The following is a 24,820-nucleotide window of genomic DNA, read 5'->3' as shown; positions in this document are numbered from 1 at the left end:
CCGGACGTGGGGTCGCCCGGTGCGTCGCGGCGAGTGTGTCCGGTGTGGTCCGGGGCGCGCAGCCGATCACCGGGCCAGGGTTGGCCCGCCCGGGCCGTGCCGCCCCTCAGCGCCCGGCCGGGTGCTCGTCGAGCAGCCCGCAGCGCCCGGCGAGCGCGGCCGCCTCGATCCGGTTGGCCGCGCCCAGCTTGTGCAGCAGCGAGGCGATCATGCGCTTGGCGGTGCGCTCGCTGACCAGCATCGGGCGCGCGATGTCGGCGGTCTCCAGGCCCCGGGCCAGCAGCGTCCACAGCTCGATGTCGCGCTCACCGAGCCGGTCGAGCAGGCCGTCGGCGGTGCGGTCGGCCGCGACGAGCAGCGCGTCGAGCAGCTCCGCGCGCAGCACCCGCACCCCGGCAGCGATCGACAGCAGCGGGGCGACCAGCACCTCCGGGTCGGCGGACTTGCCCAGGTAGCCGTCGGCGCCCGCGCGCATCGCGGCCGCGGCCAGGTCCAGGTCCTCGGTGCCCGACAGCGCCAGCACCCGGGTGGCGGGGTAGGCGGCCTTGATCCGGCGGATCGTCTCCACCCCGCCCAGCGGCGGCAGCGCGAGGTCGACGATCGCGATCCCGGCCCGGTGCCGCCCGACCAGCGCGACAGCCTCCTCCCCGGCCGTGGTGGAGCCCGCGACCCGGAAGGTGTCCCCGGCGCGGGACTCCAGCAGCAGGGCGAGCCCCTGCGCGAACAGGGCGTGGTCGTCGACGATGACGACGACGTGCGGCGCTGTCGGCGCGGGCGGCATGCCCCGAGCCTAATGTGGCCCCGACCCGCGTCCCCGTCCGAGAGGCCCCGACCGTGACCGCGCACCCCGGTGAGCTCCCCGAACGCACCCGGGAGGAACGCCAGGCCGTCGTGCTGCGGCTCTGCGTGGTGCTCGCCGCCGTGGGCCTGGTCGTGAGCCGCCCGGACCTGACCGGCGAGCGGCCGGTCGTCGCCGCGGTGCTGGTCGGGCTGAGCACGGTGTACGCGGCGGTGCTCGGCGTCGTCTCGCTGGTGCGGGGGCGGCTGCCGGTGCCCCCGGCCGTGTTGACCGGGCTCGACGGCGTGCTCAGCGTGCTCGCCTGCGGCTTCACCGGCGGCGTCGCGAGTCCGATGGTGGGGGCACTGCCGCTGGTCGTCATCGCGATCGCGTTGCGCGGGGGGCCGCGCGTCGCGCGGTTCGCCGCGCTCGGGCTCGGTGCCGGCTACACCGTCGCGGTACTGCTCGGGTCCGGGCCGCGCGTCGCCCTCGCCGACGCGCTCCTGGCCGGGCTGTGGTGGACCGGCTTCCTGTTCGCGACCGCCGTGCTCACCGGGGTGCAGGTGCGGCTGCTGGAACACCAGCTGGCCGACATCGCGACCACCCGGGCCCGCGCGGAGAACGAACACGAGCGCTACCTGTCCGAGCGTGCGCTGCGGGACCGGATCGTGTCCCAGAGCCGGGCCCGGCTCGACGGTGCCCGTGTCGTGCTGCACGAGTTCCGGACCCCGGTCGCCTCGCTGACCGCGCTGTCGTCGGACCTCGCGGCGGGCAGGCTCGACGGTGACGCGGCCCGGCGTGCGTCGCGGCTGCTCGCCGACCACGCCGCCCACCTCCAGGACATGCTCGACGGGCTGGCCGACCTGGCCGTCGCCGACGGCAGCCCGCTCGGGCGCGACCGGCCCCGGCGCGTCGCGCTCGCCGAGCTCGCCGACGCCGTGCTCGACGCCGCCGGGATCGCCGCCCACCGGCGACACCCGGTCGTCGAGCCGGCCGGGGCCGCGGTCCACTGCGACCCGCAGCGGCTGCGCCGGATGCTCACCAACCTGGCCGAGAACGCCGCCCGGCACTCCGGCGACGAGGTCGTGGAGCTGCACCTGTCGCACGACGGCGCCGTGCTCACCGCCGAGGTCCGGGACCGCGGTCCCGGCCTGCCCGCGGGCCAGGAGGGCGTCGTGACGGCCAAGGGCGTCGCGCTGGGGGAGCGCCGCGGCACGGCCGGGCTGGGCCTGTGGATCGCCGAGGCGCTCGCGTCCGCGATGGACGGTGAGCTGAGCCTGCTCCCGCGCGAGGGCGGCGGCCTCGTCGCCCGGCTCACCCTCCCGCTCGCCGGCGCCTGAGGACCTCCCCTGGCACCCGGGGGCCAGCGCTGGCGCGGACGACGGGTGTGCCGGAGGTCTCGGCGCGACCAGGATCCACCACCATGCGTACGACGGCAGCGGTGCTGTGGGAACCCGGTGGCAAGTGGGAGATCGAGGAGGTCGAGCTCGACTCCCCGAACGCCGGCGAGGTGATGGTCGAGCTGACCGCGTCGGGGCTGTGCCACTCCGACGAACACCTCGTGACCGGTGACCTGCCCGCGGTCCTGCCGATGGTCGGCGGCCACGAGGGCGCCGGCCGGGTCATCGAGGTCGGCCCGGGTGTCACCGAGCTCGAGGTCGGAGACCCGGTCGTGATGACCTTCCTGCCCTCCTGCGGGCGCTGCCCGTACTGCTCCAAGGGCCAGCCGAACCTCTGCAACGACGGCGCCGGAGCCACCCTCGGGCCGCAGCTCGACGGCACCTACCGGTTCCACGCCCGCGGCGAGGACCTGGGCCAGATGTGTCTGCTCGGCACGTTCGCCCGGCACACCGTCGTCCCGGTGAAGTCCGCCGTGAAGATCGACGAGGGCTTCCCGCTCGACCTGGCGGCGCTGGTCGGCTGCGGCGTCACCACCGGCTTCGGCTCCTCGGTCCGCACCGCGGACCTGCGGGCCGGGGACACCGCCGTCGTCGTCGGCATCGGCGGCATCGGCGCGAACGCGGTGCAGGGCGCCCGCGCGGCCGGGTGCCGGTACGTCGTGGCCGTCGACCCGGTCGAGCACAAGCGGGAACGGTCCCGCGAGCTGGGCGCCACGCACGTCGCCGCGAGCATCGACGAGGCCTGGGAGATCGTCAGCGAGGTGACCCGCGGGCAGATGGCCGAGGCGGCGATCCTGTGCACCGGCGTCGCGATGGGTGAGGACCTGCAGCCCGCGCTGCAGCTGGTCGGCAAGCGCGGCCGGGTCGTCGTCACCGCGCTGGCCCGGGCCGAGGAGGAGACGGCGTCGCTGTCGCTGCTCGACCTCACGCTCTACGAGAAGCAGATCCGCGGCGCGCTGTTCGGCAGCTCCGCGGCGCAGTTCGACATCCCGCGGCTGCTGGAGATGCACAACCTGGGACAGCTCAAGCTGCGTGAGCTGATCACCAAGGAGTACACCCTCGACCAGGTCAACGAGGGCTACGAGGACATGCGTTCCGGGCGCAACATCCGCGGGCTCATCCGGTACTGAGCACGACCGGGGCGACTCGCACCGACCCGGATCTGACAGGCTGGTGGGGTCACCCTCCCGTCCCGTCGTCCCCAGGAGTCGCCCCGGTGAGCTCGGAGGCCCCGCTCGAGGAGCTCGGTTCCCCGAGCCTGGTGGAGCTGGCGCTCGACCGGATCCGCCGGGACATCCTGCGGGGTGTGTTCGCGCCGGGGGAGCGCCTGGTCGAGGAGCAGCTGACCCGCCGGTTCGGCATCAGCCGGGCGCCGGTGCGCGAGGCGCTGCGTCAGCTCGGTGAGCAGGGCCTCGTCGAGCACCTCCCGCGGCGCGGGGTCCGGGTCTGCGAACTCTCGGCCCGGGACATGACCGAGCTGTTCGGGCTGCGCGACGCGCTGGAGCGGTTCGCCGTGGACGAGATGTTCGCCGGGAGCGGGCGCCGGGACCCGGCCCGGCTCGCCCGTCTCCAGCGGGCCACCGAACGGATCGAACGCGCCGCGGCCGACGACGGCGAGGGCGCCGCGGTCGACCGTGCCGAGGCACACCGCGAGTTCCACCTGGCCCTGGTCGGGCTGGCCGGGCACCGGCACCTCGTCCGGGTCTTCGAGCCGGTCATCCTGCAGCTCCAGCTGTACATGGCGACCAACATGCGTCGCGAGGCCGAGCAGCGCTCCCCGGCCGAGGGGGCGCGACGGCACCGCCGGCTGTACGAGGCGGTCGTGGCCGGGGACCGGGCGGCTGTGCTCGACGCGCTGGCCCACCACGGGGGCCGCGCCTACCTCGGCCCCGAGCTGCACGAGCAGTAGCAGACGTCACGCAGCTGTTACCTCGGACACCTTGAGGTGACACCAAACTGTCGACAATCGACGGAATGCAGCTGCTGTCCAGCCCCTCGGCGACGGTGTCCGGCCTCCGTGCCGGCTACGCCTCCGGCGCCCTCCGACCCGCGGACGTCGTCGCGGAGCTGACCGCCAGGATCGACGCCCGCGGCGACGACCACGTCTGGATCTCCCGCACCCCGGTCGACGAGCTGCACCGGCGGGCCCGTGAGCTGGAGGGACTCGACCCGGCCGGCCACCCGCTGTGGGGCGTGCCGGTGGCGGTGAAGGACAACATCGACGCCGTCGGGCTCCCCACCACCGCCGCCTGCCCGGCGTTCACCCGCACCCCCGACGCCGACGCCACCGCGGTCCGGCGGCTGCGCGCGGCGGGCGCGATCGTCGTCGGGAAGACCAACCTGGACCAGTTCGCCACCGGTCTGAACGGGGGCCGCTCGCCCTACGGGGCGCCGGAGAGCGTCTTCGGCGGCGACCTGATCTCCGGCGGGTCCAGCTCGGGGAGCGCCGTCGCCGTCGCGGCCGGGCTGGTGCCGGTCGCGCTGGGCACCGACACCGCCGGGTCCGGGCGGGTGCCCGCCGCGCTGAACGGCGTCGTCGGGCTCAAGCCCACCCGCGGCCTGATCGGCACGGCCGGGATGCTGCCCGCCTGCCGGTCGCTGGACTGCGTCAGCGTGTTCACCCGCGACCTCGCCGGGGCCGCCGAGGTGCTCGCGGTGCTGGCCGGGCCGGACCCGGACGACCCGTGGTCCCGGGCCGCCCCGCCAGAGGCCCCCGGCGCCGGCCCGGTCGTCGTCGCGCTGCCGGAGGACCTGGATCTCGACCGCGGTGACGGGACGGTCGACACCGGGTTCGCCGACGCCTTCGCCCGGGTCGCGGCGACCGTCGCCGCCCGGGCCGCGAGCACCGTCGGCACACCCACCGCGGCCCTGCGCGAGGCCGGGGACCTGCTCTACGGCGGGCCGTGGGTGGCCGAACGGCTCGCCGTCCTCGCCGACGTCCTCGACACCCACCGCGACGCCGTGCTGCCGGTGACCCGCGCGGTGATCGAGGCGGGTGCCCGGTTCTCCGCCGTCGAGGCGTTCCGCGCCCGGTACCGGCTGCAGGAGCTGCGCGCCGAGGTCGCCCGGCTGTTCGCGACCGCGGACGTCCTGCTGCTCCCGACCGTGCCGACGACGTTCACCCGGGCGGAGCTGGCGGCCGAGCCGGTCGTGCGCAACCTCGTCCTGGGCCGCTACACCCAGGCCACCAACCTGCTGGACCTCGCCGCCGTCGCGGTGCCCGCCGGGACCACCGACGACGGGCGGCCGTTCGGGGTCACCCTGCTCGGCCCCGCCTTCTCCGAGGCCCGGCTGCTGCACGCCGCGGCCGCGCTGCTCGGGCCGCCGCGATGAGACCGCCCGCACCGTGCCCGTCCTCTCTGCCCGCACCGACCACCGGAACCGGAGGCGCCATGACGACCGACGCACTCGACACCGCACCCGACCCCGCACTCGACGCCGCGACCCGCACCGCCACCATCGGGCCGGTCGCGGCCCGTCCCTACCCCTGGCCCTACGACGGCACCGTCCCCGCCGCCCGCACCGCGCTGATCTGCATCGACTGGCAGGTCGACTTCTGCGGGCCCGGCGGCTACGTCGACCGCATGGGCTACGACATCGGGCTCACCCGACAGGGCCTCGCCCCGACCGCCCGGCTGCTGGCGCACGCCCGCGAGACCGGGATGCTCGTCGTCCACACCCGGGAGGGACACGCCGCGGACCTGTCCGACCTGCCCGCGAACAAGCGCTGGCGGTCGCGGCGGATCGGGGCGGAGATCGGCAGCCCCGGACCGGCCGGGCGGATCCTCGTCCGCGGCGAACCCGGCTGGGAGATCGTGCCGGAGGTCGCCCCGGTGCCCGGCGAGGTGCTGATCGACAAGCCCGGCAAGGGCGCGTTCTACGCCACGCAGCTCGACCTGGTCCTCCGCTCCAACGGGATCACCCACATCCTGCTGACCGGCATCACCACCGACGTCTGCGTGCACACCACCATGCGCGAGGCGAACGACCGCGGCTACGAGTGCCTGATCCTCGCCGACTGCACCGGCGCCACCGACCCCGCCAACCACGACGCCGCCCTGCACATGGTGACCATGCAGGGCGGGGTGTTCGGCGCCGTCGGGTCGTCCGACGCCGTCGTCGGGGCGACCACCTGGAGTGACTCGTGATCTCGGTCGACGCCGACCCCGGCACCTTCGCCTTCGACCCCGCGACCACCGCCCTGCTGATCATCGACATGCAGCGGGACTTCTGCGAGCCCGGGGGCTTCGGCGAGACCCTGGGCAACGACGTGTCGTTGCTGCGCAGCGTCATCCCGCCGCTGCAGGAGGTACTGCGCACCGTCCGCGCGCTGGGCATGACCGTGATCCACACCCGCGAGGGCCACGTCCCGGACCTCAGCGACTGCCCGCCCGCCAAGCTCAACCGCGGCGAGCCGAGCCTGCGCATCGGCGACCCGGGGCCCAAGGGCCGCATCCTGGTCCGCGGCGAGTACGGCCACGACATCATCGACGAGCTGAGGCCCGAGTCCGGCGAGCTCGTGATCGACAAACCCGGCAAGGGCTCGTTCCACGGCACCACCTTCGGCGCCGAGCTGCGGTCCCGCGGCATCACCAGCCTGATCGTGGCCGGCGTGACCACCGAGGTCTGCGTGCACACGACCGTCCGGGAGGCCAACGACCGCGGCTACGAGTGCCTCGTGCTCTCGGACTGCACCGGCTCCTACTTCCCCGAGTTCCACCGCGTCGCACTGGAGATGGTGGCCGCCCAGGGCGGCATCTTCGGCTGGGTCGCGCCCTCGTCCGCACTGCTCACCGCACTGACCAGGGAGGCCGTGGCATGACCACGACGGATACCGCACCCCAGCCGATGAGGCTCTCCTGGTGGGTCGCGGGGGACACCAACGCGTTCTTCGGGCTCGGGTTCAACACGCTGGTCAACGTGTTGACCCTGACCGGGCTGTGCATCGGGGTGGTGAACATCCCCGGCGCCGAGGTGTTCGGGGTGATCCTCCCGGCGCTCGGCGTCCAGCTGCTGATCGGCAACGTCTACTACACCTACCTCGCCCGTCGACTGGCGCACCGCGAGGGCCGCACGGACGTCTGCGCCATGCCCTACGGCCCGTCCGTGCCGCACATGTTCATCGTCGTCTTCGTGATCATGCTGCCGATCGCGCTGGCCACGGGGAACCCGCTCACCGCCTGGGCGGCCGGTCTCGCCTGGTCGTTCATCATCGGGTTGATCGTGCTGCTCGGCGCGTTCGTCGGTCCGTGGATCCGGCGGTTCACCCCGCAGGCCGCGATGCTCGGCACGCTCGCGGGCGTCTCGATCGCGTTCATCTCGATGCGCCCGGCCGCGCAGATGTTCGAGGCCCTGTGGATCGCGCTGCCGGTCATGGTGATCATCCTGATCGGGTTCTTCACCGACCTGAAGCTGCCCGGGAACATCCCGGTGGGGCTGGCAGCGCTGCTCGTCGGCACCGCGATCGGCTGGGTCGGCGGGTACATGTCGGTGCCCGACGTCGTCTCCGCCGCCGGCGACGTCGCGATCAGCCTCCCGACCGTCGACCTCGCCCGGCTCGGTGCCGGGCTCGCCGACGTCGCCCCGCTGCTCGCCACGGCGATCCCGCTGGGCATCTACAACTTCACCGAGGGCATGACGAACATCGAGTCCGCGGCCGTCGCGGGCGACGAGTACAACATGCGCGCGGTGCTCGCCGCGGACGGCGCCGGCGCCGTCGTCGGTGCCGCGATGGGCTGCCCGTTCCCGCCCGCGGTCTACATCGGACACCCGGGTTGGAAGGCGGCCGGCGGCCGGACGACGTACTCGCTGGCGTCCGGGGTGTTCATCTCCCTGATGTGCTTCCTCGGGCTGTTCTCGCTGCTCGGAGCGTTGCTGCCGACCCCGGCGATCGTGCCGATCCTGCTCTACATCGGCCTGCTGATCGGGGCCCAGGCGTTCCAGGAGACCCCGCGCCGCCACGCCGTCGCCGTCGTCATCGCGATCGTCCCGAACATCGCGGCCTGGGCCACCGGGCTGATGAACAACGCGCTGTCGGCCGCGGGGACGACCGCGGCCCGGGTCGGGGAGGAGGCCCTCGCCGGGGCCGGGCTGGTCTACCACGGCACCGTGCTGCTCGGCGGTGGCGCGATCCTCGCCGGTCTGGTGCTCGGCTCGATCACCGCGTTCGTCATCGACAAGAACTTCTTCGCCGCGGCCGCGTACTCCGCCGCCGGGGCGGTGCTCGGGTTCGTCGGGCTGATGCACGCCGAGGCCGTCGGCTGGAACGTGGGCGGGCAGATCGCGCTCGGCTACCTGTTCGCCGCGATCGTGCTGGCCGCGTTCGGGTGGGGCACCCGACGTGGCGCCACCGCCCGGCAGGCCGTCGCGCCGGAGCCCGCCGCCGCGCCGGTCGCCCCGGCGGAGCCGCAGCCGGCTCGGCCGGCCGCGGCTCCGGCCACGACCGAGGGGCCCGACGCCGTCGGCGGACCCCGCCCGGCCACGGCATGACCCGCGGCACGGTCACCACGGCCGACGAGCTGGACCGGCCCGACGTCGTCGCGCAGGTGCGGGCTGCGTTCGACCGGTACGAGCGGGCGCTGCGCGACGCCGACGTCGCCGTCCTCACCGAGCTGTTCTGGGACGACGACCGCTGCGTCCGCTTCGGCGTCGCCGACCGCCAGCAGGGCGGCGCCCAGATCGCCGCGTGGCGCCGGGTGAACCCCGGGGTCCCGGCCGGGCGGACGCTGTCCGGCACGACGGTCCTCGCCCTCGGGAGCGACGCGGCCGTCGTCAGCACACGGTTCGGCTACCCGGACGGCGCGCGGGAGGGCCGGCAGACCCAGACCTGGGCGCGGCTCGGCGGCGCCTGGCGGATCGTGGCAGCACACGTCTCGGAGGTGCCGTGCTGACCGGGGGATTCGCGGTCGTCGCCGCGCACCGGCGGGGCCAGCCGCTGCACCACGAGCTGCTCGCCCTCGGGGCCCGGTTCCGGGCGGTGCGGGTGACCGCGCCGGAGTACCGGCTGCTCGCCCTCGACGGCGACGTCCCGCGCGGCGGGCTGCTCCGGGTCGGCGCGGGCGGCGCGGCGATCGAGGTGGAGGTGTTCGACCTGCCCGCCGCGGCCGCCGCGGGCCTGGTGCTGCCCGCGCCGCTCGCGCCGGGCCGGGTCCTGCTCGACGACGGCGATCCGGTCGCCGGGATCGTGTGCACGACGGCGACGCCCGGGGCCCGGGACGTCACCGAGCACGGCAGCTGGCCCGCCTACCTCGCGGCACGGTGATCCGGGGCCGTCCCACCGCATCCGTGCGGGTGGGACGGCCCCGGGGCCTCAGCCGACCAGGTCGCGGATCGTGCGCAGGTGGTCGGGTGCGCCGTCCACGACCATCGTCGTGATCAGCGAGTCGCGGAACACCGGCAGCTCCTCGGCGATCTTCGCCGTCGGACCGACGAGTGCCACCTGCTCGACCATCGAGGTCGGGACGGCCTTCGCGGCCGCGTCCTTGTCGCCGGCGAGGTAGAGCTCCTGGATGCGGGCGCACTCCTGCTCGTAGCCCATGCGGGCGAAGACCTCGTAGTGGAAGTTCGCACCCCTGGCGCCCATCCCGCCGACGTAGAGCGCGAGGAACGGGCGGATCCGGTCCGCGGCAGCCTCGAGGTCGTCGTCGACGACGACCTGCACCATGCAGACGACCTCGAAGCCGTCCGGGCGCCCGCCGCGGGCGGCGAACCCGGCGTCGAGGGACTCGCGGTAGTGCGCGTCGTTCCGGGGTGCGTAGAACAGCGGCTGCCAGCCGTCGGCGATCTCGGCGGCCAGCGCGACGTTCTTCGGGCCCTCGGCGGCGAGCAGGATCGGCAGGTCGGTCCGGTACGGGTGCAGCGTCGAGCGCAGCGGCTTGCCCAGCCCGGTGCCGCCCGGGTACGGGATCGGGTGGTGCGGGCCGTCGGAGAGCACCTTCTCCCGCGCGATCGCGGCGCGCAGGATCCGGACGTACTCCCGGGTGCGCGCGAGCGGCTTCGGGTACGGCTGCCCGTACCAGCCCTCGACGACCTGTGGCCCGGACGCGCCGATGCCCAGCACCATCCGGCCGCCGGAGAGGTGGTCCAGCGTCATGGCGGCCATCGCCGTCGCGGTCGGGGTGCGCGCGGACATCTGCACGACCGAGGTGCCCAGGCGCATCCGCGTGGTGCGGGAGCCGAGCCAGGACAGCGGGGTGAACGCGTCCGAGCCGTACGCCTCGGCCGTCCACATCGAGTCGAAGCCGAGGTCCTCGGCGGCGTCGACCTTCTCCACCGTTCCGGGCGGCGGCCCGGCGCCCCAGTAGCCCAGCGCCAGGCCGAGCTTCACGACGCCGTCCCGAACGTCACCGGTAGCCGCTTGATGCCGTTGATGAAGTTCCCGGTCAGGAACTCCGGCTCGCCCACCGACAGGTCCGGGACCCGGGTGAGGAGCTGGTGGAACAGCGCGCGCAGCTGGGTCTTGGCCAGGTGGTGGCCCAGGCAGAAGTGCGGGCCGCCGCCGCCGAAGCCGACGTGCGGGTTCTCGGCGCGGGTGATGTCGAAGACGTGCGGGTCGGTGAACACGGACTCGTCACGGTTGCCGGAGTGGTAGAAGAGCACGACCCGCTCGCCCTCGGCGATCCGCTGCCCGCGGATCTCGGTGTCGCGGGTCGCGGTGCGCCGGAAGGTCAGCACCGGGCTGGCCCAGCGGACGAACTCCTCGACGGCGGGCTTGATCCGGTCGTCGAACTCCTCGGTCAGCAGCCGCTTCTGGTCCGGGTTGCGGTCCAGCGCGAGGATGGCGTGGCTGGAGGTCTGCCGGGTGGTGTCGTTGCCCGCGACGCACAGCAGCACGAAGAACGCCGCGATCTCCTCGTCGGTGAGCGCGTCGCCGTCGACCTCGGCCTGCACCAGGGCGGTCATCAGGTCGTCGGCGGGGTCCTCGCGGCGCAGCGCCGACAGCTCGAACGACGCGGTGTGCAGCGTCATCAGCCCGTTGAGCAGCACCGCCATCGGGTCGCCGTCGCCGATGTAGTCCGGGTCGTTCCAGCCGACCATGGCGTTGGCGGCGTCGGCGACCTCCTGCCGCCTCTCCGGCGGGATGCCGATCATCTGCGAGATCGTCCACATCGGCAGCCGCGCCGCGACCGCGGTCACGAAGTCCGCCGAGCCGTCACCGGCGAGCAGGTCGTCGACGATGAGCCGGGCCTGTTCGGCGATCTGCTCCTCGATCTGACGGACCCGGCGCGGGGTGAACACCGAGCTGATGACCTTGCGCTGGCGGTGGTGGCGCGGCGCGTCCATCGCGAGGATGGAGTGCGCGGCCTCCAGCATGTCCTCGGGCACGTCCTCCAGCATCACGCCGCCGTACTGCTGGCCGGAGGCGAAGGTCTCGGCGTCGCGGCTGACGGCCTGGATGTCGGCGTGGGTGACCAGCGCCCAGAACCCGGGGGCGTCGGGGTCGGGCAGCAGGTCGGTCTCGGCCGGCGGGTGCCAGGACAGCGGGCGCTCGCGGCGCAGCTCGGCGAACCGCTCCTCGCGGGCATCGGGGGTCTGGGCCCAGAACGCCTGGGTGGAGATGTCGAGCGGGTCGTACGGGCGCTTCTCCGTGGTGGTCACGGGATTGCCTCCTCGCGGTTGCGTCGTCGGAACCGGATCAGATCTCGGGTGGGGGGATCATGCCCGTCAACACGGCACCGCTGATGCCGCCGTCGGCGACGAGCGCGTGACCGTTGATCCAGGCGGACTCCGGACCGGCCAGGAACAGGACCGGGCCGGCGATGTCGGCGGGGGTGGCGTGCCTGCCGAGGAACGCGGCGAGCGCGTCGAGGTTCTCCTTGCCCATCGACTCCTCGAAGTCGCCGAGGATGGGGGTCTCGACCGGGCCGGGGCAGACGGCGTTCATCCGCACCCCGTTCTCGCCGAACACGGGGGCCATGAGCATCGTGTAGACGATCAGGGCCTCCTTGGAGAAGTTGTAGGCGTTGCCCGCCTGCGGATGCGCCGCGAACCAGGCGAGCCCCTCGTCGAGGGTGTCGGTGGCGAGCAGCTCACGCAGCGCCGCCAGCCGGTCGGCCCAGCCGTAGCCGGCGATGGAGGCGACGTTCACGATCGCGCCACCCGGGCGGATCCGTTCGACGGCCGACTCGGTCAGGTGACGGAGCCCGAGCAGGTTCACCCGCAGCACGAGCTCGGCCGGCGCGGTGCCGGGCACTCCCGCCACGTTGCACAGGGCGTCGAACTCCCCGTCGAGCGCGGCGACGGCGGAGTCGATCGACGCGACGTCGGACAGGTCGCAGTGCACGTGCCGCGCGACGCCGACGGGGGTGTCCTTCAGGTCCAGCGAGACGACCTCGTCGCCGGCATCGACGAACCGGCGCGCGACCTCGGCGCCGATCCCGGACGCGGCACCGGTCACCAGTACCCGGCGGCTCACTTGGTGACCAGGAGGTCCTCGCGGCCGTCGGCCTTGAGACGTTCGACGTAGGTGGGGAACAGGCGCTTGGACAACGGCGCGAGCTGCAGGAGCTTGGTGACCGTGCCCTCGACCTTCACCTTGCCCTTGGCCATGGCGAAGGTCAGGTTGACCGTGCCCTGCCAGTAGGCGTTCGCGGTCTCGGTGGACATGGTCATCGTGGCCTGCGGCTCGGGGGCGCCGGCGTCGGAGCCCTTCCAGACCTTGGCCCCGGGCAGGTCGATGATCAGCGCGGAGTCCGGGTCGGTGCACTGCTGACGCAGGACCAGGCCGGTGCTGCGGAGCTTCGGCGACAGCTCGGGGTCCGCCAGCGCGGTCTCGAAGATGCCGCCGATGTAGCGGTACAGCTCGTCCTCGTCGGTGAATCCGGGCACGGTTCCTCCACGTCGTCGTGAGTGTGCGTCGTTGCCACCGGAACGTAACGTAGATTACGTTACTGGGGAAGTACTCCGACTCGGAGGACGCGGAGGTCGACGCGGACGTGGCCGTGGACGCGTCGACGACGGTGGTCGACGACCCGACGGTCCCCGTGCCGGTGTCCCGCGGGCCTTCCGGGGGAGTGGGGCGCAGCCGCTCCGCCGCCCGCCACGGTCGTTCGGGACCGACGCCGTCCCGCCCCGGCGGGCAGCGCCGGGTCGGCCGGTCCGGCTCTGCTCCGGGTGCCGTCCGCCCGACGCGTGACGCGCGGACCGGACGCCCGCCGCGCAGGATCTCCTGATCGGACGCGCGTCCGGCGTGGCACCCTGGTGGGCCGGCACGGGTGGTGGAGAGGGGGCGGGGTGGCCAGGAGGACGGGTCGGCAGATCGCTGCCGAGCAGTACTACGACGCCGCGATGTCGATCCTCGCGCGCGAGGGCGCGGCCGGGCTGAAGATCGGCCCGCTGTGCCGGTCCCTCGGCGTGACCAGCGGATCGTTCTACCACCACTTCGGCGGCTGGGCGGGCTTCGTTCGCGGGCTGCTGCGCTACTGGGAGGCCGAGCAGACCGACCGGATCGTCGAGCTGGCCCGGGCGACCGCGGACCCGGTCGAGCGGATCGACGTGGTCAAGCAGCTCACGGTGGCCCTGCGACACGACGCCGAGGCCGCGATCCGGGCGTGGGCCCAGATCGACCCGGAGGTCGGTCGTGCCCAGGCGCGCGTGGACGTGCAGCGCAGGATCGCGCTGGAACAGGTGGTGGCCGAGGTGGTGCCCGACCCGGACGACGCCCGCAGGCTCGCCGTCTTCGGCATCTCGCTGATGGCCGGGTACCAGCAGACCTGCGACCCCCGCGACCGCGATCTCCTGCGTGCCCTGTTCGACGACTACCAGCGCCTCATCCTGTCGTACGCCCCGCACGTGACGCCGCCGATCGGGTGATCCTCTGTGCGGGTGGGGCGGTGGTGGCCGAACCGGCCGACCGCGCCCATTCAGGCCGTTCGGACCAGCCCTGCTACCCGACCGGGAGCACTGTTACCCACGGTCCGCAACAATCTGCGGTGATCTGTAACCCTCGGTAACCGTAACGTAGACTACGGTACGGTGACTGATCGGCGACCCCGCCGACCCGCAAGTAACCCCTGACGCGCAGACTCGTTGTGCCGTTCAGCACCGACGACTGGCCCCCGCTCCCCAGCGTTCCCGGGCCCCGGTGCGGTTCGTCGGTCTATTGCGCGAGGAGGCGACACGTGACCGGTGTCGAGGTGAAGGTCGAGGGACTGACGAAGTCCTTCGGTCGGGCCAACATCTGGTCGGACGTGAGCCTGACCCTGCCCGCGGGCGAGGTGTCGGTGTTGCTCGGGCCGTCGGGTACCGGCAAGTCGGTGTTCCTGAAGTCGCTGATCGGGCTGCTGAAGCCCGAGCGGGGATCGATCGTCATCGAGGGTGTGGATCTGTGCAAGTGCTCGGAGTCGGAGCTGTACGAGATCCGGAAGCTGTTCGGGGTGTTGTTCCAGGACGGTGCGTTGTTCGGGTCGATGAACTTGTTCGACAACATCGCGTTCCCGTTGCGGGAGCACACGCGCAAGTTCGGAGTCGGCGATCCGGGACATCGTCATGGAGAAGATCGACATGGTCGGTCTGGTGGGTGCGGAGGGGAAGCTGCCGGGGGAGATCTCGGGTGGTATGCGCAAGCGTGCGGGGTTGGCGCGGGCGTTGGTGTTGGATCCGAAGATCATTTTGTTCGATGAGCCGGACTCGGGTCTGGATCCGGTGCGTACGGCGTATCTGAACCAGTTGATCATCGATTTGAACGCGATGACGGATTCGACGTTCCTGATCGTGACCCATGACATCAACTCGGCGCAGACGGTGCCGGACAACATCGGTCTGCTGTATCGCAAGCATCTGGCGATGTTCGGTCCGCGGGAGGTGTTGTTGACCTCGGACGAGCCGGTGGTGGCGCAGTTCCTGAACGGGCGTCGTGAGGGTCCGATCGGGATGTCGGAGGAGAAGGACGCTGCGCAGGCTGCCCGGGAGATGGAGGAGGCGGGTGAGCTGGAGGGTCGTCCGCCGATGAAGCCGCAGTTGGTGGCTTCGACGGGGATGCCGGACCGGAAGGCGGTGCACCGTCGCCGGGAGCGGGTCGAGGCGATGCTGCACGAGCTGCCGCAGTCGGCGCAGGAGGCGATCCGCGAGCAGCACGCCGAGACCGACGCGACCTCCCGGTTCGCCCGCCCCGCGCAGGACGGGAGCACGATCTCCGAGGCCCGCGACGAGCACCCGACCGACATCCACCCGCGGATCACCGACGACACCCCCGACCCCCGTGGCCGGCACCAGCTCTCCGGCGGTGACCGATGACCAGTCCCGTCACCCGGGCGCTCACCCCGGTCGGCAAGTTCTTCGGCCTGTTCGCCGAGATCGGCCGCCAGGGACTGCGCCGGCCGTTCCAGTGGCGTGAGCTCGTCGAGCAGACCTGGTTCGTCACCAAGGTCTCCGCGCTGCCGACCGCGCTGTTCACCATCCCCTTCGGTGCGACGATCGCGCTGCTGCTCGGTGAGCTGACCCGCCAGTTCGGCGCCCAGTCCCAGACCGGCGCCGGCGCGGTCCTCGCGATCGTCCAGCAGGCCGCACCGATCGTCACCGCACTGCTGATCTCCGGTGCCGGCGGCTCCGCCGTGTGCGCCGACCTCGGTGCGCGGACCATCCGCGAGGAGATCGCGGCGATGGAGGTGCTCGGCATCTCGCCGATCCAGCGCCTCGTCGTCCCGCGGGTGCTCGCCATGGGCATCACCGCGGTCGTCCTGAACGGCCTCGCGACCTGCGTCGGCGTCGCGGGCGGGTACTTCTTCAACGTCATCATCCAGGGCGGCTCGCCCGGCGCCTACATCTCCAGCTTCTCGGCGATCGCGCAGGTCAGCGACATCGTCGTGTCCGAGCTGAAGGCGTTCCTGTTCGGCATCGTCGCCGGCGTCGTCGCCGCGTTCCGCGGGCTGAACCCGCCGCCCGGTGCGAAGGGGGTCGGTGACGCGGTGAACCAGGCCGTCGTCATCTCCTTCGTCCTCGTCTTCCTCATCAACCTCGTGCTCACCGCCCTGTACCTCGAGCTCGTCCCGCCGAAGGGCTTCTGATGGTTACCCGACTCGGAGCGCGGACCCGCCGGGCCGCCCAGGCGCCGCTCAACCAGCTGGAGGAGCTGGGCGACCAGCTCTCGCTCTACATCCGGTCCATCCTCTGGATCCCGAAGACGCTGACCCGCTACAAGAAGGAGGTCGCCCGGCTGCTCGCCGAGGTCTCCTTCGGGTCCGGCGCGCTGATCGTCATCCTCGGCACCGTCGGTGTGATGGCGTCGCTGTCGCTGTTCGTCGGCTCGCTGGTCGGCCTGCAGGGCTTCCGGGCCCTGGACGCCCTCGGCGTCGAGGCGCTGACCGGCTTCATCACCGCCTACTTCAACACCCGCTCGATCGCCCCGCTGGTCGCCGCCTCGGCACTGACCGCGACCCTCGGCGCGGGGTTCACCGCCCAGCTCGGTGCGATGCGGATCTCCGAGGAGATCGACGCCCTCGAGGTCATGGCCGTGCCCTCGGTGCCCTACCTGGTCACCACCCGGGTGGTCGCCGGCATCGTCGCGATCATCCCGATCTACACGCTCGGCCTGCTCGCCAGCTACGCCGCGTCGCGGATCAACGTGACGCTGCTCAACGGTCTGCCGGGTGGCACGTACGACCACTACTTCGACCTGTTCCTGCCGGTCAGTGACGTACTGCTGTCGTATCTCAAAGTGATCGTGTTCGCGACGGTGATCATCCTGATCCACTGCCACTACGGCTACTCCGCCAAGGGCGGCCCGGCCGGCGTCGGCGTCGCGGTGGGCCGGGCGGTGCGGCTGTCGATCGTCAGCACCGCGGTGCTCGACTTCTTCCTCACCCTGGTCATGTTCGGCACCTCCACCTCGGTGCGGGTGGCCGGATGAGGTCCACCAAGCGCGTGCTGCAGGGCCTGGCCTTCGTCACGGTCATCGTCGTCCTGCTCGGCCTCGCCGTCGCCCAGTACGCCGGGGTGTTCTCCTCCGGCGTCCCGGTCACGCTCAACGTCGCGCGGGTCGGCACCCAGATGCAGGAGCGCTCCGACGTCAAGATCAACGGTCTGATCGTGGGGCAGGTCGACAAGGTCGTCTCGGACGGCACGACCACCAGCATCGACATGTCGATGGACCCGCAGTACCTCGACGAGATCCCGGAGAACGTCACCGCGCAGCTGCTGCCGAAGACGCTGTTCGGCGAGAAGTTCGTCTCGCTCGTCCCGCCGGCCGCGCCCTCGACCACCCGCCTCGCCGCGGGTGACGTCATCCCCGAGGACCGCAGCCAGGCCGCTCTGGAGGTCGAGCGGGTGCTCGACGATCTCCTGCCGCTGCTCCAGACCGTCCGCCCGCAGGACCTCGCGACCACCCTCGGCGCGCTGTCCCAGGCGCTGCAGGGCCGCGGCAACCAGCTCGGCGAGACCCTCACCCAGCTCAACACGCTGGTCGAGGGCCTCAACCCGGCCGTGCCCGACCTGCAGGAGGACATCCGCCAGCTGGCGACGTTCTCCGACAACCTGAACCAGGCGGCGCCGGACCTGCTCGACGCGCTCGACAACCTGACGGTCACCAGCCGCACGATCGTCGAGAAGCGCGAGGGGCTGCGGAACCTCTACCGCTCCATCACCGGCGCGTCGGACGACCTGCGGGCCTTCCTCGACGCCAACGGCGAGAACATCATCGGGCTGTCGGCGGCCAGCCGGCCGACGCTGGAGACGCTCGAGCGCTACTCGCCCGAGTTCCCCTGCCTGACCCGCCAGCTCGTCGAGCTGATCCCGAAGATCAACAACGCGATCCGGCCGGGCACCGACCGGGTGGGCATCAACATCACCCTCGAGATCGTCTCGAGCAAGGGCAAGTACCTGCCCAACCAGGACGAGCCCCGCTACGGCGACGACCGCGGGCCGCGCTGCTACCCGATCCCGTCGCCGGCCGGCACCCAGTACCCGCCGGACGGCCCGTTCCGCGACGGCTCCGTCCCCGGCCCGGCCCCGGCCGGGCAGCCGATGGGCAACCCCGAGGACTTCGGGACCGACACCTTCGGCACCTACGACGGCACGAACAGCTTCGGCCTGATCCAGGACCAGAGCGCGCAGAACGGTGCGGGCGTGCTGCCCCCGCTGACCAGCGCGCTCGGCCAGGCCGGCATCCAGCCGTCGTCCTACGACGGGGCGCACCAGAGCGGCTCGGTCGACATGGGCGTCGCGAACTCCACCGGTGAGCAGCAGGTCGTCGCCCAGCTGCTGGCCGCCCACCAGGGCGGTTCCCCGCAGGCCGTCCCGGCCTGGAGCGCGACCTTGGTCGGCCCGCTCCTGCGCGGCACGGAGGTGACGCTGACGTGAGCAGGCTCCCGATCTCGGCGCTGGTCAAGTTCCTGGTCTTCGCGCTGATCACGGCACTGGGCACCACGATGCTCGGCCTGACCATCGCGAACGCCCGCGGTGGCCAGGTCACCGAGTACACCGCCCGGTTCACCGACGCGACCGGCCTGCTGGCCGGCGACGACGTCCGCATCGCCGGCGTCGTCGTCGGGTCGATCAAGGACGTCCGCATCGTCGACCAGCGGGTCGCCGAGGTGGCGTTCGACGTCGACTCGTCCACCCCGCTGCCGGCGACGGTCAGCGCGACCCTGAAGTACAAGAACCTCATCGGCCAGCGGTACATGGCGCTGGACCAGGGCGCGGGCCCGACCGGGGAGGACCTCCCCCCGGGCGGCCAGATCCCGATCGAGCGGACCCGGCCCGCGGTCAACCTGACCGTGCTGTTCAACGGCTTCCAGCCGCTGTTCCAGGGCCTCGACCCGGATCAGATCAACAAGCTGTCGATGGAGATCGTCCAGGTCCTGCAGGGCGAGGGCGGCACGGTGCAGAGCCTGCTCGCCTCGACGTCGTCGCTGACCAACTCGATCGCCGACCGCGACCAGGTCATCGGTCAGGTCATCGACAACCTGAACCTGACCCTCGACACCGTCAACCGCAACGACGAGGGCCTCAACGAGCTGATCAGCTCGCTGCAGGCGCTGGTGTCCGGACTCGCCCAGGACCGCGAGCCCATCGGCAACGCGATCCAGTCCATCGGCGAGCTGACCCAGGTCACCGGGTCGTTCCTGGAGGACGCCCGCCCGCCGCTGCGCGACGACATCCGCAACCTCGGCGATCTGGCGACCCAGCTCGACCAGGGACGCCCCACGATCGAGCGGTTCCTGCAGTACACGCCGTTCAAGCTGAACCGGATCGCCCGCGTCGGCTCCTACGGCAGCTGGTTCAACTTCTACCTCTGCGGCCTCGACGGCCAGATCGGCATCTCGCCGATCCTGCCGCCGACCTCACTGGAGGACCTGGGCATCGGCCCGATCCGCAACCCCGAGCGGCGCTGTGGCCCGGACCCGTCCGGGATCGGGGCGGGCAACACCGCCCCGACCGACGGCTCGCAGCCCGGCGACCAGCCGGACAACCGGGCCCAGAACAACCCGTTGATGCGTGAGCCGACCACCGAGTCGGTCGGCGGCCTGCTGGGCCAGGCGGCAGGCCGCGGCCCGGTCGACTCCAGCAGCGACCCGACAGCAGCGCTGCAGCCGGGAGGCAACTGATGGCACAGGCAGGGCAGAAGCGCCCCGTCCTGACGGCGGTGATCGGAATCGTGCTGATCGCGGCGCTGACACTGGCTGCGTTCAACTACGAGGCGATCTTCTCCGGGGCCACCCGCTACACCGCGGAGTTCCCCGAGGCGGCGGGCCTGCAGGCCAACGACCGTGTCACCGTGGCCGGCGTCGAGGCGGGCCGGGTGCAGAAGGTCTCCCTCGACGGCGACCACGTGAACGTCGAGTTCACCGTCGACGACGCCTGGGTCGGCAACCGGACCACGGCGTCGATCGAGATCGCGACGCTGCTCGGCTCCAAGTTCCTCGCCCTCGACCCGCGCGGCGACGGCGAGCAGAACCCCGACGAGCCGATCGGCCGGGACCGGACGAAGTCCCCGTTCGACGTCGTGGACGCCTTCAACGGCCTCTCCGGCACAATCGACCAGCTCGACACCACGCAGCTCGCGTCGAGCCTGACCACGCTCTCGGACACCTTCCGCGACACCCCGCCGGAGATCCGTGGGGCCCTGGACGGACTGTCCCGGCTGTCGAACACCATCTCCAGCCGCGACGGCGAGCTGAAGAAGCTGCTCGCCAACACCCGGCAGCTGTCGACCACGCTGGCCGACCGCCGCGGCGACGTCGTGAAGCTGGTCAACGACGGCAACCTGCTGCTCGGTGAGCTGCAGCGCCGCAAGGACGCGATCGCGAACCTGCTCGACGGCGTGCAGCGCCTGTCGATCCAGCTGCGCGGTCTCGTCGCCGACAACCAGGCGCAGCTGCGTCCGGCGCTGGAGACCCTCGACCGCGTGCAGGCGGTGCTCGAGGAGAACCGCGACAACCTCGGCGAGATCCTCGACAAGGAAGCGGTGTTCATCCGCGTGTTCGGCAACGCCCTCGGCAACGGCCGTTGGTTCGACAACTACCTGTGCGGCCTGCTGCCGCCGGTCGTGCCGCTCGGGGGTGACTGCTGATGGGGTCCTGGGCCAACGACCGGCGCCAGATCCAGCTCGGTGCCCTGATCGCCGTCGTCGCCGTCCTGGTGGCGAGCGCGATCTGGCTGATCACCTCCGGCGGGGGCCGCCAGATCACCGCCTACTTCACCAGTTCCGCCGCACTGTTCGAGGACAACGACGTGCGCGTGCTCGGCGTCCCGGTCGGCAAGGTCGACCGGATCACGCCCGAGGGCGACCGGGTGCGGGTCGACATGACCATCACCGACGACGAGGTGCGCCTGCCCGCCGACGTCAAGGCCGCCGTCGTCTCGCCGAGCCTGGTCACCGGCCGCTACGTGCAGCTGACCCCGGTGTGGACCGGCGGCCCCGAGTGGAACGGCGAGCCGATCCCGCTGGAGCGCACCGCGTTCCCGCTCGGCGTCGACGACCTCACCCGGACCGCCACCGAGCTCTCCCGGGCCCTCGGCCCGCAGGGGGCGAACAAGACCGGTGCGCTCAACGACGTCCTGGACGTCACCGCGAAGAACCTCGACGGCAACGGCCGGGCGCTCAACGACACCATCCGCAACCTCGGCGGACTCTCGGCGACCCTGAACGGCTCCAGCGGTGACCTGTTCGGCACCGTCACCGAGCTGCAGAAGTTCGTCGGGACGCTGCGAGAGAACGACCCCGGCATCCGCGAGCTCAACGGGAAGCTGGCCGACGTGACCGGCTTCCTCGCGAGCCAGCGCGGCGAGCTCGGCGGCGCGCTGAACCAGCTGTCCTACGCGCTCGGCGAGGTCGCGCACTTCGTGCAGGACAACCGGGCGACCCTGCGGTCGAACGTCGACAAGCTCGCGAGCGTGTCGCAGGAGGTCGTCGACCACCAGCGGGCGCTGTCCGAGATCGCCGACGTCGCCCCGGCGGCACTGAGCAACCTCACCAACATCTACAACGGTGCCTCGGAGACCCTGGACACCCGGGCCAACATCAACGAGCTGGCCTACCCGCTGCCGGTCGCGATCTGCGAGATCCTCCGCCGCGGCGCTGGCCAGCTCCCGGGTGGCCTCGACCAGCCCACGGCCGCCCTGTGCGACGGCCTCGCGCCGATCCTCGACGGCGCCGTGCCGCTGCCGACCCCGCAGCAGGTGCTCGAGCAGCTGCAGGCCGGCGGCTCCGGGGTCAACCCGGCCGTGCCGCAGCTGATGCGGGGCTCGCCGCTGTCGTTGACCGACCCGGGCTCCCAGCTGCGCGCCCCGGCCGACCCGCAGGCTCCCGCCCCCGCCGGGCAGCCCGCACCGGGTGCCACCAGCACCCCGGCCACCCCGGCGCCGTCGACCACGACGGCCCCGCAGGCCACTCCCACCCCGGTCCCCGAGACCGAGGAGCGCGGGGGCGGCGGACTGTTCGGCCTGTTCGGAGGTGGATCGTGATCGGCTCCAGCGGCCGCGTCGGCCGGGTGTCGGCGCTGCTGACGGCCGTGGCGCTGTTCGCGGGCGGCTGCGGCGCGGTGGACGGCGGCCTCCGGGGCATCCCGCTGCCCGGTGGCGCGAACCTGGGCGACGACCCGTACTCGGTGCAGATCGAGTTCGCCGACGTCGTCGACCTCGTCCCGCAGTCGATCGTGCGCGTCGGTGACGTGCCGGTCGGGGCGGTCGAGAAGGTCGCCGTCGAGCCGGGGTCGTGGAACGCGCTGGTCACCGTGTCGGTGAACCGCGACGTCAAGCTCCCGGCCAACGCGACCGCGCGGGTCCGCACGACCTCGCTGCTCGGCGAGAAGTTCGTCGAGCTCTCCCCGCCGACCGTCCCCGCCGAGGGCGACCTCGCCCAGAGCGGGAAGATCGGGCTGCAGGCCAGCGGGCGCGCGGCCGAGGTCGAGGAGGTCCTCGGGGCGCTGTCGCTGCTGCTCAACGGCGGCGGCGTGGCCCAGATCCGGACCATCTCCACCGAGCTCAACAACGCGCTGTCCGGGCGCGAGCCGCAGATCCGCGGTCTGCTGGACAACCTGAACCGGCTCGTCGGCTCGCTCGACAGCTCCAAGGACGACATCAACCGGGCGCTCGACGGGCTCAACCGCCTGTCCGCCACGCTCGCCGAGCGTCGCCCGCAGATCGAGAACGCCCTGCAGAACATCAGCCCCGGCCTGCGCGAGCTCGAGGCCCAGCGCACCCAGCTGGTCGGCATGCTGCAGGCGCTCGACCGGCTGTCCGGCGTCGCGACGAACGTGGTCAACCGGTCCCGCGACGACCTGCTCGCCGACCTGGAGGCGCTGCGCCCGGTGCTGCGCAACCTGGCCGACTCCGGCCAGAACCTGCCGGACTCGCTGCAGCTGCTGCTGTCGATCCCGTTCACCGACGCGGCCACCGACGCCGTCGCCGGCGACTACGCCAACCTGTACGCCAAGCTCGACCTGGACCTCGGGTCGATCCTGCGCAACATCCTCAACTCCAACCAGCTCGGGCTCCCACTCGACCCGACGCAGCTGGCCCAGCTGCCGCCCACCGCGCAGCTGCTGACACCGCTGCTCGGGGCGACGCCGCGGCAGCCGGACCCGGCGGTCCCGGGTGCGCCCGCGCTGCCGCTGCTGGGGCCCGAGCAGCCCACCACCGAGCCGGCGCCGCCCGCATCGGGTTCCGCGCCGGCCACCCCGGCGCCCTCGGCGACCCCGACCCCGACACCGAGCCCGACGCCGGAGCGGGGCTCCGGCGGCGGCGGCCTGCTCGGCGGACTCTTCGGAGGCGGATCGTGATCACCAAGACCGTCCGCTGGCAGCTGATCGCGCTGGTGCTCGTCACCGTCGTGGCGGTCGGCTACGCGGGCTTCCGCTACGCGGGTCTCGACCGCATCTTCGGTGCGACGACCTACCCGGTGACGGTGCAGCTCGCCGACTCCGGCGGGATCTTCACCGGTGCCGACGTCACCTACCGCGGCGTGAGCGTCGGCCGGGTCGGTCAGCTGTCGCTGACCGCCCGCGGCGTCGACGTCCAGCTGGACATCGACAACTCCGCGCCGTCCATCCCGGCCGACGCCCGGGCCGTCGTCGGGAACCTCTCGCCGATCGGTGAGCAGTACGTCGACCTCCAGCCGGTCGCCGACGGCGGTGAGGCGCTCGCCGCCGGCTCGGTGATCCCGCAGGACCGCACCCGGACCCCGATCCAGATCAACACCTTCCTGACCGAGCTGGACCAGCTCGTCTCGACGGTGCCGAAGGACTCGTTGCAGACCGTCGTCCGCGAGCTCGGCCAGGGCTTCGAGGGCACCGCGCAGCCGCTGCAGCAGCTGCTCGACACCACCGGGGAGTTCAGCAGGGCCGCCACGGACGCGCTGCCGCAGACGACCGCGCTGATCCGCGACTCCCGCCCGGTGCTCACCACGCAGAACGAGGTGGCGCCGCAGTTCCAGGAGTTCAGCCGGGGCCTGCGCGAGGTCACCGAGCAGCTCAAGCAGTCCGACCCGGACCTGCGTCGGATCATCGACGACGGCCCGCGCCTCGGCGACCAGGTCAGCGGCCTCCTCCGGGAGAGCGGCCCCGGGCTCGGCGAGTCGATCGCGAACCTGCGGACGGTGACCGAGCTGCTGGCCCCGCGTCAGGCGGGCCTGCGTCAGCTGCTCGTCACCTACCCCGGCCTGGTGTCGGTCGCGCCGAAGGTCGTGCCCGGCGACGGGACCGCGCACCTCGGCCTGGTCGTCAACATCGCCGACCCGCCGGTCTGCACCCGGGGCTACGAGGGCACGCCCAACCGCGGTGGCCTCGACGTCTCCGAGCGACCGGTGAACGAGGACGCCCGCTGCGCCGAGCCCCCCGGCAGCCCCACCAACGTGCGCGGAATGCAGAATGTGCCCAGGCCCCAGCCGCTCGAGGTGCCGGACTACTCCGGCAACTCGGGGTTCGGCGGCCACGGTGACGGTCAGCACGGCGGCGGCGACCCCGCCGACGGGCCGGCCCCGCGGCCGAATGCCGGGTCGCTCGGCGACGACCGTGCCGAGCGGGTCGCGACGCCGGGCCTGGTGACGAGCTTCGCCCAGATCCTGGGCGGTTGAGCACGACGGTCGTGCCCCGTCCGGGGCGCGACCGGCACGACGGCCGGGCCACACCCGGGCCCGGCCGGCACGACGACCGCGGGGGACCGCCGTCCGCCGGACGACGCGGACCCCCACGGCCGGCCCACGGCCGCC

Annotated in this window: 22 protein-coding genes and 2 pseudogenes; 19 read left to right on the top strand and 5 right to left on the bottom strand. The window is 72.6% G+C overall.

From position 1 onward, the window contains the following. Positions 1 to 106 precede the first annotated feature (106 nt). Complete coding sequence (locus tag Ae717Ps2_RS23360; protein WP_020623283.1) at positions 107 to 781, bottom strand: response regulator transcription factor; 675 nt, start codon at positions 779 to 781, stop codon at positions 107 to 109. Positions 782 to 834: 53 nt separating this feature from the next. Between Ae717Ps2_RS23360 and Ae717Ps2_RS23355 the strand changes: the two genes are divergently transcribed. The 9 genes from Ae717Ps2_RS23355 (at position 835) to Ae717Ps2_RS23315 (ending at position 9,439) form a co-directional block, all read left to right on the top strand. After that, positions 835 to 2,118 (top strand): sensor histidine kinase KdpD, encoded by a 1,284-nt coding sequence (locus tag Ae717Ps2_RS23355; protein ID WP_043277602.1) that lies wholly within the window; start codon positions 835 to 837, stop codon positions 2,116 to 2,118. Between the two features lie 83 nt (positions 2,119 to 2,201). After that, positions 2,202 to 3,308: an NDMA-dependent alcohol dehydrogenase gene (locus Ae717Ps2_RS23350; RefSeq protein ID WP_043277598.1), complete on the top strand. Its 1,107-nt coding sequence runs from the start codon at positions 2,202 to 2,204 to the stop codon at positions 3,306 to 3,308. A gap of 86 nt (positions 3,309 to 3,394) precedes the next feature. After that, the gene (locus Ae717Ps2_RS23345; RefSeq protein ID WP_020623280.1) at positions 3,395 to 4,087 is read left to right on the top strand and encodes a GntR family transcriptional regulator; all 693 of its coding nucleotides are present in this window, start codon (positions 3,395 to 3,397) and stop codon (positions 4,085 to 4,087) included. Positions 4,088 to 4,152: 65 nt separating this feature from the next. Further along, positions 4,153 to 5,511, top strand: coding sequence for an allophanate hydrolase (locus Ae717Ps2_RS23340; protein ID WP_075310112.1), 1,359 nt, complete (start codon positions 4,153 to 4,155; stop codon positions 5,509 to 5,511). A gap of 59 nt (positions 5,512 to 5,570) precedes the next feature. Further along, on the top strand, positions 5,571 to 6,326 hold the full coding sequence (locus Ae717Ps2_RS23335; protein WP_170917007.1) for a cysteine hydrolase family protein: 756 nt from the start codon (positions 5,571 to 5,573) through the stop codon (positions 6,324 to 6,326). After that, on the top strand, positions 6,323 to 7,000 hold the full coding sequence (locus Ae717Ps2_RS23330; RefSeq protein WP_075310114.1) for a cysteine hydrolase family protein: 678 nt from the start codon (positions 6,323 to 6,325) through the stop codon (positions 6,998 to 7,000). The genes Ae717Ps2_RS23335 and Ae717Ps2_RS23330 overlap by 4 nt, the downstream gene beginning before the upstream one ends. After that, positions 6,997 to 8,667: a regulator gene (locus Ae717Ps2_RS23325; protein ID WP_075333899.1), complete on the top strand. Its 1,671-nt coding sequence runs from the start codon at positions 6,997 to 6,999 to the stop codon at positions 8,665 to 8,667. The genes Ae717Ps2_RS23330 and Ae717Ps2_RS23325 overlap by 4 nt, the downstream gene beginning before the upstream one ends. Continuing rightward, positions 8,664 to 9,068: an AtzH-like domain-containing protein gene (locus tag Ae717Ps2_RS23320; RefSeq protein ID WP_075310118.1), complete on the top strand. Its 405-nt coding sequence runs from the start codon at positions 8,664 to 8,666 to the stop codon at positions 9,066 to 9,068. The genes Ae717Ps2_RS23325 and Ae717Ps2_RS23320 overlap by 4 nt, the downstream gene beginning before the upstream one ends. Next, positions 9,062 to 9,439: a hypothetical protein gene (locus Ae717Ps2_RS23315; protein WP_075310120.1), complete on the top strand. Its 378-nt coding sequence runs from the start codon at positions 9,062 to 9,064 to the stop codon at positions 9,437 to 9,439. Before Ae717Ps2_RS23320 ends, Ae717Ps2_RS23315 begins: the two co-directional genes overlap by 7 nt. 48 nt (positions 9,440 to 9,487) lie before the next feature. Here Ae717Ps2_RS23315 and Ae717Ps2_RS23310 read toward each other — a convergent pair whose 3' ends face one another. Genes Ae717Ps2_RS23310 through Ae717Ps2_RS23295 form a run of 4 tightly spaced genes read right to left on the bottom strand, consistent with a single transcriptional unit; the run spans position 9,488 to position 13,005 of the window. After that, a complete protein-coding gene (locus tag Ae717Ps2_RS23310) occupies positions 9,488 to 10,504 on the bottom strand; it encodes an LLM class F420-dependent oxidoreductase (RefSeq protein ID WP_075333898.1) in 1,017 nt (338 codons plus the stop codon). Further along, positions 10,501 to 11,775: a cytochrome P450 gene (locus Ae717Ps2_RS23305; RefSeq protein ID WP_075310124.1), complete on the bottom strand. Its 1,275-nt coding sequence runs from the start codon at positions 11,773 to 11,775 to the stop codon at positions 10,501 to 10,503. The genes Ae717Ps2_RS23310 and Ae717Ps2_RS23305 overlap by 4 nt, the downstream gene beginning before the upstream one ends. A 37-nt stretch (positions 11,776 to 11,812) precedes the next feature. Continuing rightward, on the bottom strand, positions 11,813 to 12,592 hold the full coding sequence (locus Ae717Ps2_RS23300) for a coniferyl-alcohol dehydrogenase (RefSeq protein WP_075310126.1): 780 nt from the start codon (positions 12,590 to 12,592) through the stop codon (positions 11,813 to 11,815). Then, positions 12,589 to 13,005 carry an SCP2 sterol-binding domain-containing protein gene (locus Ae717Ps2_RS23295; protein WP_020625180.1) on the bottom strand — a complete coding sequence of 139 codons (417 nt, stop codon included), beginning with the start codon at positions 13,003 to 13,005 and terminating at the stop codon, positions 12,589 to 12,591. The genes Ae717Ps2_RS23300 and Ae717Ps2_RS23295 overlap by 4 nt, the downstream gene beginning before the upstream one ends. A 405-nt stretch (positions 13,006 to 13,410) precedes the next feature. Between Ae717Ps2_RS23295 and Ae717Ps2_RS23290 the strand changes: the two genes are divergently transcribed. From Ae717Ps2_RS23290 to Ae717Ps2_RS23245, 10 genes and pseudogenes are all read left to right on the top strand, one after another. Continuing rightward, positions 13,411 to 13,989 carry a TetR/AcrR family transcriptional regulator gene (locus Ae717Ps2_RS23290; RefSeq protein ID WP_020625179.1) on the top strand — a complete coding sequence of 193 codons (579 nt, stop codon included), beginning with the start codon at positions 13,411 to 13,413 and terminating at the stop codon, positions 13,987 to 13,989. Positions 13,990 to 14,297: 308 nt separating this feature from the next. Beyond that, a pseudogene (locus tag Ae717Ps2_RS23285) lies at positions 14,298 to 15,411 on the top strand (ABC transporter ATP-binding protein). Next, positions 15,408 to 16,181 carry an ABC transporter permease gene (locus tag Ae717Ps2_RS23280; RefSeq protein WP_020622220.1) on the top strand — a complete coding sequence of 258 codons (774 nt, stop codon included), beginning with the start codon at positions 15,408 to 15,410 and terminating at the stop codon, positions 16,179 to 16,181. The pseudogene Ae717Ps2_RS23285 and the gene Ae717Ps2_RS23280 overlap by 4 nt, the downstream one beginning before the upstream one ends. Next, positions 16,181 to 17,023 carry an ABC transporter permease gene (locus Ae717Ps2_RS23275; RefSeq protein WP_020622221.1) on the top strand — a complete coding sequence of 281 codons (843 nt, stop codon included), beginning with the start codon at positions 16,181 to 16,183 and terminating at the stop codon, positions 17,021 to 17,023. Before Ae717Ps2_RS23280 ends, Ae717Ps2_RS23275 begins: the two co-directional genes overlap by 1 nt. Then, positions 17,020 to 18,471 (top strand): MCE family protein, encoded by a 1,452-nt coding sequence (locus tag Ae717Ps2_RS23270; protein WP_075333897.1) that lies wholly within the window; start codon positions 17,020 to 17,022, stop codon positions 18,469 to 18,471. The genes Ae717Ps2_RS23275 and Ae717Ps2_RS23270 overlap by 4 nt, the downstream gene beginning before the upstream one ends. An 11-nt stretch (positions 18,472 to 18,482) precedes the next feature. Then, a pseudogene (locus tag Ae717Ps2_RS23265) lies at positions 18,483 to 19,472 on the top strand (MCE family protein); the annotation flags it as partial. A 245-nt stretch (positions 19,473 to 19,717) separates the two neighbouring features. Further along, positions 19,718 to 20,683: an MCE family protein gene (locus tag Ae717Ps2_RS23260; protein WP_075310132.1), complete on the top strand. Its 966-nt coding sequence runs from the start codon at positions 19,718 to 19,720 to the stop codon at positions 20,681 to 20,683. Then, positions 20,683 to 22,077 carry an MCE family protein gene (locus Ae717Ps2_RS23255; protein WP_020622225.1) on the top strand — a complete coding sequence of 465 codons (1,395 nt, stop codon included), beginning with the start codon at positions 20,683 to 20,685 and terminating at the stop codon, positions 22,075 to 22,077. Before Ae717Ps2_RS23260 ends, Ae717Ps2_RS23255 begins: the two co-directional genes overlap by 1 nt. Next, positions 22,074 to 23,393, top strand: a complete 1,320-nt coding sequence (locus Ae717Ps2_RS23250) for an MCE family protein (protein ID WP_075333896.1) — start codon at positions 22,074 to 22,076, stop codon at positions 23,391 to 23,393. The genes Ae717Ps2_RS23255 and Ae717Ps2_RS23250 overlap by 4 nt, the downstream gene beginning before the upstream one ends. Continuing rightward, complete coding sequence (locus Ae717Ps2_RS23245) at positions 23,390 to 24,685, top strand: MCE family protein (RefSeq protein WP_020622227.1); 1,296 nt, start codon at positions 23,390 to 23,392, stop codon at positions 24,683 to 24,685. The genes Ae717Ps2_RS23250 and Ae717Ps2_RS23245 overlap by 4 nt, the downstream gene beginning before the upstream one ends. The last annotated feature ends 135 nt before the right edge of the window (positions 24,686 to 24,820 follow it).

This window comes from Pseudonocardia sp. Ae717_Ps2, assembly GCF_001932475.1.
Lineage (GTDB): Bacteria > Actinomycetota > Actinomycetes > Mycobacteriales > Pseudonocardiaceae > Pseudonocardia.
The sequence above is the reverse complement of the archived record's forward strand: the minus strand, read 5'-3'. Positions and strand labels throughout refer to the sequence as shown.